This window comes from Actinomyces sp. ICM47 (genome assembly GCF_000278725.1).
Taxonomy (GTDB): Bacteria; Actinomycetota; Actinomycetes; order Actinomycetales; family Actinomycetaceae; genus Pauljensenia.
Genome location: NZ_ALCA01000131.1, coordinates 1 through 11,568, shown reverse-complemented (window position 1 = coordinate 11,568; position 11,568 = coordinate 1). Strand labels below are relative to the sequence as shown.

Below are 11,568 nucleotides of genomic sequence, written 5' to 3'. Positions count from 1 at the left end.
TATGTCGGCTCAGACGCGAGCGGCGATGTCGTCACCGATCTGGGAGGTTGAGCGTACGAGGGGGCTGCCACTGGCCGCAGCCTCTGCTCGCGCCGCCATGTCGGCGTCGATGGCTGCGCGCACACGTGCCGCCTCGTCTGTGAATCCCATGAAGTCGAGCATGAGCGCGACCGACGAGATGGTCGCGGTCGGGTCGGCCTTCCCCTGCCCCGCGATGTCGGGTGCGGAACCGTGCACAGGCTCGAACATCGAGGGGAACTCACGCGAGGGGTTGAGGTTGCCCGACGCGCTCAGGCCGATGCCGCCGGTGACGGCCCCGGCCTCGTCGGTAAGGATGTCACCGAACAGGTTGTCCGTGACGATCACGTCGAAGCGCGCGGGGTCGGTGACCATGTAGATGGTGGCAGCGTCGATGTGGCAGTAGTCGACGCGCACGTCGGGGTATTCCTCCCCCACCTCGTCGACGATGCGGCGCCACATGTGTCCGGCGTTGACCAGAACGTTGTGCTTGTGGACGAGAGTCAGGTGCTTGTTGCGCGAGGCGGCCGCCTCGAAGGCGTAGCGCACGACGCGCTCGACACCGTAGGCGGTGTTGACGCTGACCTCGGTTGCGATTTCGTGCGGGGTACCGACGCGCACGGCCCCGCCGTTGCCGCAGTAGAGGCCCTCAGTGCCTTCGCGTACCACGACGAAGTCGATGTCGCCGGGGTTGGCCAGGGGGCTGGGCACACCCTCGTAGTACTTGGAGGGACGCAGGTTCACGTAGTGGTCGAGGGCGAAGCGCAGCTTGAGCAGCAGGCCGCGCTCGAGGACGCCGGAGGGAACGGAGGGGTCACCGACCGCACCCAGGAGGATGACGTCGTGGCGCTTAATGGCCTCAAGGTCCTCGTCGGTGAGGGTGTCGCCGGTCGCGTGCCAGCGCTGCGCACCCAGATCGAAGTGGGTCGTCGAGTAGTCGACGCCCTTGTCCGCCAGGACGCGGTCCAGAACCTTCAGGCCCTCGGGGACGATTTCCTTGCCGATGCCGTCGCCGGGGATTACTGCGATGTTCAGTGTCATACGTCCATCTTCCCCCGCCCACGCGCGCTCGTCCGCACGGGTCCAACCCGTGGTCTCTTTGCGCCGTGACGTGTCCCATACGGGGCATGAACGAGGCCGGGGCTGGGAGGGCGTTGACGCTCCCCTGGCCCCGGCCATGTCCCGGTGTCGGATCAGATCCAGACCCCCGAGGGGGCGAAGTAGTACCAGCGTCCGGCGATGGATGTCCATCCGGTCGCCATTCGGCCGTCGTCACCGAAGTAGTACCAGCTGATGCCGATGTTCTGCCAGCCGGTAACCATCGCGCCCGAGGGTGCCAGGTAGTACCAGCCGTCCGCATGCTGCCAGCCGGTGAGCATGGCGCCGGTGTCGGAGAAGAGGTACCAGGTGTCTCCAATCTGAGTCCATCCGGTTGCCATGGCACCGGTGGAGGGCTCGAGGTAGTACCAGGTGCCTCCGTCGCTGACCCAGCCGTTCACGCGTGCACCGTAGGCGTTGTAGTAGCTCCACACGCCGTCGGTCTTGTCCCAGCCGGTGACCATGTAGCCGTCAGCACCGAAGCGGTAGGTGGCCTCGCCGATGGTGACGGTCTGGTTCATCGCATAGGTGGAGTCCTCCAGCTGCCACTTCCACCCTGAGCCGGTGTTGACCCAGTGCGCGGGGTTGGCTGCGGGTGCAGGTTCAGGCGCGGGCTGCGGGTCCGGTGTGGGCTGCGGGGCAGGTTCGGGTGCGGGTTCAGGCGCGGGCTGCGGGGCGGGCGCAGGATCCTCGCCGGGATCGACCAGGCCAAGGTAGGCGGCATCCACGCGCATGAACTCGATGTTCTTGTAGCCGCCGGACTCGTAGAGGAGGCCCCAGGTGCCGTCAGCGAGGGCGTGAAGGGTCGAGTAAGCCATGTCGCCGCTCTCGAAGACCGTGCCGTCGTTCCAGGTGAAACCGTCGTCGTAGGAGACGCGGATTGTGCCGTTGGCACGAGCACTGGAGGAGTTGGCGTTGGAGAAGAGCAGGACGCGGGCGCGTGCGGACCCCTCGGGGGCGTCCGGGAATGCGCGGATGATGGAGGCGTTGTTCCGCGGGTCCGTCAGGTCCCAGTTGTGGCGGAAGGGACCCCAGGTCTGACCGCCGTCGTAGGAGATAGCCTCCAAGCGTTGGCCTGCGGTGCCCTGCGTGCGCGAGTTAAGGAGCAGGCGACCGTCGGAGAGCTCAACGACCTTGTTCTCGTCCGCGCTGCCCTCGGTGGGAGTGCCGGGCTTCCAGGTCGCTCCGTGGTCGTCGGAGTAGACGGAGACGGCCATGAGAGAGGTGGAGCCGGAGTTGGCGACGGCGTACTGCTGGATGAGGCGTCCGGCGTGGGTGCCGTAGCGCAGCTGGATGCCTTCACCGGAGGACGCAAAGCGGGTGAACCACGCTCCTTCGTATCCGGCGCTCACCTGGTCGGTGATGGTTCGGGGGTTGACCCATGTTTCGCCGTTGTCGTGGGATTCGACGACGTGGGCGTGCAGGATGTTGCGCGCCGTGGGGTCCGTGCCTAGATGGGATTGGAAGAGGCCCGCGTCGTAGGACTTCACGGAGAACATGAAGATCGTGCCGGTAGTGCGGTCGACGACGAAGGAGGGGTCGGAGTATCCGACCTTGGCCGCGCCGGGGGTGCCGGCAAGGGCGGTCTGAATGGGGGTCCAGGACTTACCGCCGTCCTTGGAAATGCGGTAGATGATGGAGTTGGCCTGGGGCGCGTCCTGGCAGGTGTCGGGACGACCGTCCCACGCGGCGATGATCCAGCCGTTGGTGGCGGTGGTCAGCGCGGGGATGCGGTGACAGGTGAAGCCGACGAGGCCGGGGGACGCGAGGCGAACCTTGTCTCCGATGGCGTAGTCGGTCGGGGTCTCGAGCGGGTCTGGGGCGGCGGGCCGAGTCCCGGCGGCGACGGTAATGGGGTCAGTAGCGGAGATGAAGTTCCCGGCGATGACGTCGGTGCCGTTGCGGTCACGGGTGGCCGCCCACGTGGCGCTGGGCGTAAAGGTCCCGGCCGCGACGTCCTCCTGTGTCACTGTGTGCGTGGCGGAGGTGCAGGACTTGGTGGTGTGAGCGGCCAGGTTGTGCCAGCGGCAGTTGGGCGCTCCGGTCGTGAGAACGCCGGACAGGTTGGAGTCGACCGGGAAGACGGTGAGCGCACTGTCAGTGTTGTTGGTGTAGGTGAAGGTGACGGTCACGACATCACCGACGTACAGGGGGTCGCCGATTGTATCGGTGCGCGTGGCAACGACGTTGATTGGGGCAGACTCTTCGTCGGTTGCCGAGGCCGTGGCGAGCGCCGCGTCGCCGGTGTCACTGTGTGGGGCGGCCAGGGAGGGGGCCGCGAGGCTCACGCATAGCAGCGCGGCTCCCGTGGCTGCCGCGAGGGCTCGCCCGTAGTGGCGGAGGGTCATCGTTGGTCCTTCCAGGGAGGGGTGTCAATGGGCGGCGGCTGAGTTGGAACTCACCCTCCGCAAGATTCATCATACAAATTAGGATGCTGACTAACCACTTATACAAGAAGTGTGCCACACAGTCACTATGCTAATTACCAACAAACTACGCAGGTAGCTGCCCACCCAACTCACCATCACACGTGCGACACATCCGCAGAAACTAACCGAACATACGCATCTTCAAGCCTGTCAACGCAGGCACGAATGTCATACTCCTCACCCAGCACGCGGTAGCGTGCACCCTCACTCACACGCGCCTGACGCCCCCGCTCAACCCACCTGTCAATCGCGCGGGCGAGCGCTCGAGCATCCCCGGCCTCGTACACACTGTCCCCGCTGAGGGCGAACTGACTGGTCGCCGTCAACGGACCGCACGCAATAACAGGTACGACCCCCAGACGGAGGACCTCCAGAGCACTCAGCCCCTCAACCTCAATCCGCGCCGCGTGCACATAGAGGTCACACCGAGATGCCTCGCGCGCGAGTTCCGGCGCACTCATGAAGGCGAAGCGCACAGGGTGAGTAATGACACCATCGCTCAAGAGGGCCGAGGCCTGGGCGCGCAGAGCACGCTCGGTCGGGCCACGCCCGGCAAGGGTCAGTTCAATAGAACGCGCATGGGAGCTGTCGCGCAGGGCGCGCAGAATGGTCGCCTGGCCTTTTTCCCGAGAGAATCGCCCGACGGCGAGGATACGAACAACAGACGAGTCACCTTCATCGCCACGCGCATCCGCGCCATCGCCCCCCTCCCCCAGCGGGACACCATTCGACAGAAGCAGGAGCGGGGGGCGCAGCGCAAGCGGCTCCAGACGATCCCAGACGGATTGAGACGGGCACTGCACGAGCGAACACCGATTGAAGATGGCACGCTTCCACAGCTCAAGGATCATGCGATTGAGCAGGCGCGCCCGATCCAAGTAGATCGAGGCCGTCAGATTCTCGGGGTGAATGTGATAGGTCGCCAGAGCGGGCACACCCGCCCGGCGGGCACACTGCGCAACGACAGCCTGCAGATAGAACGGCTCTTCGAGATGAACAACGTCGGCCCACTGGAGCGCTCGCTTCACCTGGGCGCGCCGCACGCGCGCAAAGGCGTACCCCTGGGAGGCTATGAGGGATCCCACAACGGGAACAGACATGGGAGGAAGCGGATACTCAGGCACGCCGACACCACAATCATCCCCATCGAGCGGCGGAGCCGAGAGAACGCGCACGTGATGTCCACGCTCCCGAAGCAACGTAATTGTGCGCCGCGCGGAGGCCGCCAGGCCGTTGCCACGGGTATAGAGATCATTGATCACGAACAAAATATTCAGGGACCGTTCACAAGTCCTTCCCCGAGCGACCATAACACCATTCTAAGTCAACCTTGCGGTCAGCATATTTCGGTCGCAGACGTCCCCACGCACACATCGCACGTGAACAGATAAACGAACCCCGACCTCGTCCCCATACGTGGGAACGAGGTCGGGGCTTGACTCTATCCGAATCTGACCGTGAGATCAGCGCGCGGCGCTGCCCTCGGTGTAGTCCGCGTCGGAGTCGGTCCAGCCGAAGGCCTTACGCAGCTTCTGGCCGGTCTTCTCGATCGGGTGGGCCTCTTCCTCGGCGCGCAGCGCCTTGAACTCGAGAGCGCCGTTGTCCTGGTCGGCGATGAACTTACGGGCGAAGGTACCGTCCTGGATGTCGGACAGGATGTCCTTCATGGCCTGCTTCGCGGAGTCATTGATGACGCGCGGACCGGAGACGTAGTCACCGTACTCAGCGGTGTCGGAGCAGGACCAACGCTGCTTCGTGATGCCACCCTCGTTGATGAGGTCGACGATCTGCTTCATCTCGTGGCAGACCTCGAAGTAAGCGATCTCGGGCTGGTAGCCAGCTTCGACCAGGGTCTCGAAGCCAGCCTGGATCAGGTGGGAGACGCCACCGCACAGCACGGCCTGCTCGCCGAACAGGTCGGTCTCGGTCTCCTCGGTGAAGGTCGTCTTGATGACGCCAGCGCGGGTGCCACCGATGCCCTTCGCGTAAGACAGAGCCAGCTCCCAGGCCTTGCCGGAGGCGTCCACCTCGACGGCGACGACATCCGGGGTGCCCTTGCCCTGCACGTAGGTCTCGCGGACCTTGTGGCCCGGACCCTTGGGGGCAACCATGATGACATCGTGGCCAGCGGGGACCTCGATGTAGCCGTAGCGGATGTTGAAGCCATGTGCGAAGAGGAGGGCGGAGCCTTCCTTCAGGTTGGGGGCAATCTGCTCGGCGTAGACGTAGCGCTGGACCTGGTCGGGCAGCAGCACGGAAACGACGTCGCCCTCGGCGACGGCCTCGGCCACGTCCTTAACCTCCAGGCCGGCGGCCTCAGCCTTGGCCCAGGAGGACGAACCGGGGCGCAGGCCAACGACCACGTCAACTCCGGAATCCTTCAGGTTCAGCGCGTGCGCGTGACCCTGCGAGCCGTAACCGATGATGGCGACCTTCTTGGACTGGATCAGCGACAGGTCTGCGCCGTCGTCGTAGATGATTTCTGCCATTTTCATTTCTCCTTCAGTTGATCCGTGATCGAGCGCGACCCGCGGCCAATGGCCACGGCACCCGACTGGACGAGTTCGGTGACGCCGTAGGGCTCCAAGGCCCGCAGCAGCGCCTCCAGCTTGGGTAGGGAGCCGATCGATTCGATAACGACCGACTCGGGTTGAACGTCGACGACGTGCGCGCGGAAGAGATCCACGATCTGCAGGACCGAGGTGCGGCGGGTTTCGTCGGCCTGGACCTTCATGAGTAGCAGGCGTCGTTCGACGGAGTCTTCGGGTTCAAGCTCGACGACTTTGAGGACGTTGATGAGCTTGTTGAGTTGCTTCACCACCTGCTCGATGGGCGCGGAGTCTGCGTCCACGATGATGGTCATGCGGGAGATCTCGGGGTGTTCGGTCTCCCCCACGGTCAGCGACTTGATGTTAAAGGCGCGACGGGCGAACAGCGCGGCGACGCGGGTGAGCACGCCAGGCTTGTTTTCGACCAGCACAGCCAGAGTGTGACGGTTCGTCATCAGTCTTCCACCTCCCAGTCGGGCGCCATGCCCTTGGCGTAACGAATCTCATCGTTGGACACGCCCGCGGCGACCATCGGCCAGACCATTGAGTCCTTGGACACGCGGAAGTCGATGAGGACAGGGCGATCATTGATCGACATGGCCCACTCGATGGCCTCGTCCACCTCGTCGATGGAGCGGACCGTGCGTGCGGCCATACCGTACGCCTGGGCCAGCATCTCGAAGTTGGGGATCTGCTCGCCCTCGACGGGGTTAAGCGTGGTGTTCGAGTAGCGCTTGCCGAAGAACAGGGACTGCCACTGGCGCACCATGCCCAGCACCGAGTTGTTAATGAGGGCAACCTTGATTGGGATGTTGTTGATCGTGCAAGTGGCTAGCTCCTGGTTGGTCATCTGGAAGGAGCCATCGCCGTCGATCGCCCACACGACCTTGTCGGGGACACCGACCTGCGCACCCATGGCTGCGGGAATGCAGTAGCCCATGGTGCCCGAGCCGCACGAAGAGATGAAGCTGCGCGGGTTGTCCAGCGTGATGAACTGCGATGCCCACATCTGGTGCTGGCCCACGCCCGTCACGTAGACGGCGTCGGGGCCGACGCGGTCAGACAGCTTCTTCAGGACTGCCTGAGGTGCCATCATGCCGTCGTCAGGTTCCGCCCACCCGATCGGATACTTCGTGCGCAGGCGGTCCAGGTAGCGCCACCATCCGGAGATGTCGGCCTTTCCGTCGGCCGAGGCCTGGGTGATCTCGTCGGTCAGGATCGGCAGGGCGGTCGCCAGGTCAGCAACAATCGGAATGTCAGCGTGGCGGTTCTTCGAGATTTCCGCGGCGTCAATGTCGATATGAACGATGGTCGCACGGGGCGCGAAGGAATCGAGGCGTCCGGTCACACGGTCGTCGAAACGGGCACCGAGGGCCACGATCAGGTCGGCGCGCTGCAGGGCACCGACGGCGGCAACCGTGCCGTGCATGCCGGGCATGCCGAGGTTGTGGCGGTCGGAGTCGGGGAAGGCACCGCGCGCGGTCAGTGTGGTAACGACGGGCGCGTTGGTGGCCTCGACCAGGGCGGAGAGGTCCTCTGTCGCACCGCCGCGGATGACGCCGCCGCCGACATAGAGGACGGGGGCCTGTGCGTCCACAATTGCGCGGGCCGCAGCACGCACCTGCTTCATGTTCGGGCGGTCGGCGACCTTGTAGCCGGGCAGGTCCAGGGCAGGCGGCCACGAGAAATCCATCTCGGAGACCTGGGCGGACTTGGTAATGTCCACGAGGACGGGGCCGGGGCGGCCTGTGCCGGCCACGTGGAAGGCCTCGGCCAGGCGCGCGGGAATGTCCTGAGGGTCCGTCACCAGGAAGGAGTGCTTCGTGATAGGCATCGACGCACCCACGACATCAGCTTCCTGGAATGCGTCAGTGCCGATCAGGGAGGCACCGACCTGACCCGAAATCACGACGATCGGCACGGAGTCCATACAGGCGTCACCCAGGGCGGTCAGCACGTTCGTCGCACCGGGGCCAGATGTCACGAGAGCACAGCCGACCTTGCCGGTGGCAAGCGCGTAGCCTTCGGCCGCGTGTCCCGCGCCCTGCTCGTGTCGAACCAAAATGTGACGAATTGCCGTCGACGCCATCAGCGGGTCATAGGTCGGCAGAATTGCGCCGCCAGGCATACCGAACACGTCGGTCACGCCCAGGGCTTCGAGGCTCGCCACGATAGCCTCGGCTCCGGTCATTCGGGTGGTGGTACTCGCGTCGCTCACCAGTCGTCCTCTCAATCGTTGAGACCGTCTCAAAGAAAAAACCCCGTCAAGTCCGTGCAACAGCGCGGATGCGGGGAAAGGGCGTGCGATCCATCCTCTCGTTACGCGGCAGGCATCGCACGCCCAGGTACGATGACCAGGGCAAGGATTCCAATCTCACGAACGTCGAGCATGTTAATACCGTAACGCGCTACCGCGAGGCGCTCCTGTCTATCTCATTGTGCGGACCCTTATGTCCTCAACGCTATCTAGGACGATGGACTGAGATACACAGCACCTGAAACTGGTTTAATTGACTTGTATCACACACCATCAATTCATGCACGGAGATTACATCGTGGTCAAGATCTTCGAGATACTTCACGAGCAGCCAGTGTTGTTCCTGTTCCTCCTCATCGGAATCGGCATGGCCTTCGGCAAGGTTAAGATCAAAGGCATCGGTCTGGGTGCCGCTGCCGTTCTCTTTTTCGCCATCGTCATGGCCGCATGGGCGCAGTCCTTCGGTATTGAGCTGCAGGTGACCAAGCAGCTGGGCACGCTGGGCCTGACCCTCTTCACGTTCGCGATCGGCATCAACTCTGGCGCTTCCTTCTTCCATAACCTCAAGACAGCTGTCGGCCCGATCCTGACGATGGTGGCTTTCTACGGAATCGCCGCCACGCTGGGCCTGTACGTCGGCAAGGCCATGGGAATGGACGTTCCGCTCATCGCCGGTACTTTCGCAGGCGCGGTCACAAACACCCCGGCACTTGCTGCGGCAGGCGAGGCCAGCGGCGACCCCGCGACGGCGACGGTGGGCTACTCGATCGCGTACCTCTTTGGTGTCATTGGCATGCTCGCCGCCTCTATGGCAGCACTGCACTACGGCCGCAACGACAAGGATGCCCCCTCTCCCCTGTCGAACCGCACAATCCGCGTCGAGCGCGACGATCATCCCTTCGTTGGTGACATCTACGAGAAGCTCGGCGAGAAAGTCTCCTTCTCTCGACTGCGCCGAGGCGAAACAGGGCCGATCACCCGTCCGCAGATGTCCGACACCCTCGATCCGGGTGACCTCGTGACTGTCGTCGGCCCCCGAGAACTCGTCGCCCGCGCCGCCACAGAGCTGGGCCATGCCTCCTCGCACTCTCTCATGCAGGATCGCTCCTACCTAGACTTCCGTCGTATGACGATCTCCAACCCGAAGGTCGCCGGTCGAACGGTCGCGTCGCTCGGCCTTGCCAAGGAATTCTCCGCAACGATCTCACGCGTGCGCCGAGGCGACGTCGACATGGTGGCGGAACCCGGCCTCGTCCTCCAAGAGGGCGACCGCGTCCGCGTCGTCGCCCCGACCTCGAAGATGGCCGAGATCACCAAGTTTTTCGGTGACTCTTCGCACGGTCTCACCGACCTGAATCCGGTCGCCCTGGGCCTGGGCATGGCAATCGGCATCGCGATCGGTGAGTTGCCGATCTTGACCCCGTCCGGCGAGTACTTCTCGATCGGCTCCGCTGCCGGCACGCTCATCATCGGTCTTGTCTTCGGACGCATTGGCCGCATTGGCCCCATTGCGACGGCGCTGCCCTTCACCACCTGCCAGGTGGTTGCGGAACTCGGCCTGCTCATCTTCCTCGCCCAGGCAGGCGCGAAGGCCGGCGGCCAGATCCTCAACGCTTTCACATCGGGTGCCTGGGTCAACATCTTTATCCTTGGCGCGATCATGACGTCTACAATGGCTATTGGCTTGTACGTCACCATGCGGTGGGTGTTTAAGATGGGCGGCACGAAGCTCGCAGGCCTCCTCGGCGGCGCGCAGACGCAGCCCGCGGTCCTGGCCTTTGCGAACGGCCGTACGAACTCCGATCCGCGCGTGGCGCTGGGCTATGCCCTGGTGTACCCGGTCGCGATGGTCGGAAAGATCGTCGTTGCGCAGGTACTGGGCGGCATGTAACCAGACGTTGGCAGCGGGGGACCTCCACACCACCCAATAACCCCGCAGCCGTGCCAGTGGGCGGGGATTCCCCCCATCCTCCCCCGCCCGCGCGAATGGGGCTGACCTTCCCTGGTTGGCCCCATTCGTCTACCTAGAAACGCGCGATGCACCCGTCTGGACCTGTCCCGGCCGTGGAACTCACCGCACATACCAGGTGCCGCTCGACGAACGAGGCGGTGGCGCGTTCGCCCTCTGTCTTACTGTCTTACTTCGCATCAGCACACCGTAGATGCAAATGTTTCACACATATTTCACGCGAGCGTATCGATATGCTCCACAGCATTTCAGGCACGTCAGCACCTCGGGTATGTCGACGCACAAGCAAAGACACTCCGCGTGCTCGTTATTCGGAGGACCCTTTCATGTGCGTCCAGGCCCGCTAGTCCGAACGTGGCCCCCTCATCCGCACGCAAGCCCGCTATTTGGAGTGTGGGCGGCCTCGCCCACGTACGGAACAGACGGCCCACGTGCGAAACAGAAAACCCACACGCGTAGTTTCAGAGGTGGAGGATTGCGAAAAATTGGGAGTTGGGCGGGTCTCCAGATCCGGGTACCAACACGCATCCGGATAGGAAACGAACATGCGGATAGGTTATTAACCTATCCGCATGGGCACAACCTATCCGCGTGTACACGCCTATGCAGTGGGCCAGGGAGGGGGCGGTAAGAGAGACGGCGTGGATCGTGCGAGTGTAGGAGTGCAGGCCAAGCGTTATTGCTTAGGGCACAGGTCCTATGGTGCCGCGGCGCTGTGATTCCTCTGATGAGCGTGCGCGACCCGCGAGGAAGGGGCTGCGCTTGATACGCGAAGGGCCTCATCCGTTTGGATGAGGCCCTTCGACTTAAAGTGTGTTGTGGCGGTGTCCTACTCTCCCACAACCTATCGGTTGCAGTACCATTGGCGCTGCCGGGCTTAGCTTCCAGGTTCGGAATGTTGCTGGGCGTTTCCCCGGTGCTGTGACCACCACAAGACTATGTGTTCAACACTGTCCCCCACTGTTTGTTTGCGTGTGGGGGTGTGGGTTGATCGTGGTTCGTATAGTGGTTGCGGCAGTTGATTGTTCGCTGCTTGTTGTTGCACCCGCACGCGTGGTGTGGGTTGTTGTTTAGTGTTGGCCCATTAGTACCAGTCGGCTCGCGAGCACCTCGCGGTGCTTCCACCTCTGGCCTATCAACCCGCTCGTCTGGCGGGGGCCTCTCACCCCACGGGGGGGCGTGGAAACCTCATCTTGGAGCAGGCTTCCCGCTTAGATGCTTTCAGCGGTTATCCCTTCCGAACGTAGC

7 protein-coding genes and 2 rRNA genes are annotated in these 11,568 nt (G+C 63.7%); 1 reads left to right on the top strand and 8 read right to left on the bottom strand.

From position 1 onward, the window contains the following. Positions 1-9: 9 nt before the first annotated feature. From HMPREF1136_RS09540 to HMPREF1136_RS09515, 6 genes are all read right to left on the bottom strand, one after another. The gene (locus tag HMPREF1136_RS09540; protein ID WP_009649130.1) at positions 10-1,059 is read right to left on the bottom strand and encodes a 3-isopropylmalate dehydrogenase; all 1,050 of its coding nucleotides are present in this window, start codon (positions 1,057-1,059) and stop codon (positions 10-12) included. Positions 1,060-1,211: 152 nt separating this feature from the next. Further along, a complete protein-coding gene (locus tag HMPREF1136_RS09535) occupies positions 1,212-3,464 on the bottom strand; it encodes a sialidase family protein (RefSeq protein ID WP_009649131.1) in 2,253 nt (750 codons plus the stop codon). Positions 3,465-3,640: 176 nt separating this feature from the next. Next, positions 3,641-4,855, bottom strand: a complete 1,215-nt coding sequence (locus tag HMPREF1136_RS10755; RefSeq protein ID WP_083836284.1) for a glycosyltransferase — start codon at positions 4,853-4,855, stop codon at positions 3,641-3,643. Positions 4,856-5,008: 153 nt separating this feature from the next. Further along, positions 5,009-6,034 carry a ketol-acid reductoisomerase gene (gene ilvC / locus HMPREF1136_RS09525; protein ID WP_009649129.1) on the bottom strand — a complete coding sequence of 342 codons (1,026 nt, stop codon included), beginning with the start codon at positions 6,032-6,034 and terminating at the stop codon, positions 5,009-5,011. A gap of 2 nt (positions 6,035-6,036) precedes the next feature. After that, entirely contained in the window at positions 6,037-6,549 is a 513-nt protein-coding gene (gene ilvN, locus HMPREF1136_RS09520) for an acetolactate synthase small subunit (protein ID WP_009056682.1), read from the bottom strand. Next, entirely contained in the window at positions 6,549-8,315 is a 1,767-nt protein-coding gene (locus HMPREF1136_RS09515) for an acetolactate synthase large subunit (protein WP_034505716.1), read from the bottom strand. The genes ilvN and HMPREF1136_RS09515 overlap by 1 nt, the downstream gene beginning before the upstream one ends. 316 nt (positions 8,316-8,631) lie before the next feature. Here HMPREF1136_RS09515 and HMPREF1136_RS09510 point away from each other — a divergent pair, with 316 nt between their 5' ends. Then, positions 8,632-10,242, top strand: a complete 1,611-nt coding sequence (locus HMPREF1136_RS09510; RefSeq protein WP_083836283.1) for an aspartate:alanine exchanger family transporter — start codon at positions 8,632-8,634, stop codon at positions 10,240-10,242. 894 nt (positions 10,243-11,136) lie between these two features. On the opposite strand, the gene rrf is transcribed toward HMPREF1136_RS09510, so the two are convergent. Together rrf and HMPREF1136_RS09500 are read right to left on the bottom strand one after the other, a co-directional pair. Beyond that, positions 11,137-11,253 (bottom strand): 5S ribosomal RNA (gene rrf, locus HMPREF1136_RS09505). A 130-nt stretch (positions 11,254-11,383) separates the two neighbouring features. Continuing rightward, positions 11,384-11,568, bottom strand: a 23S ribosomal RNA gene (locus HMPREF1136_RS09500); the annotation flags it as partial.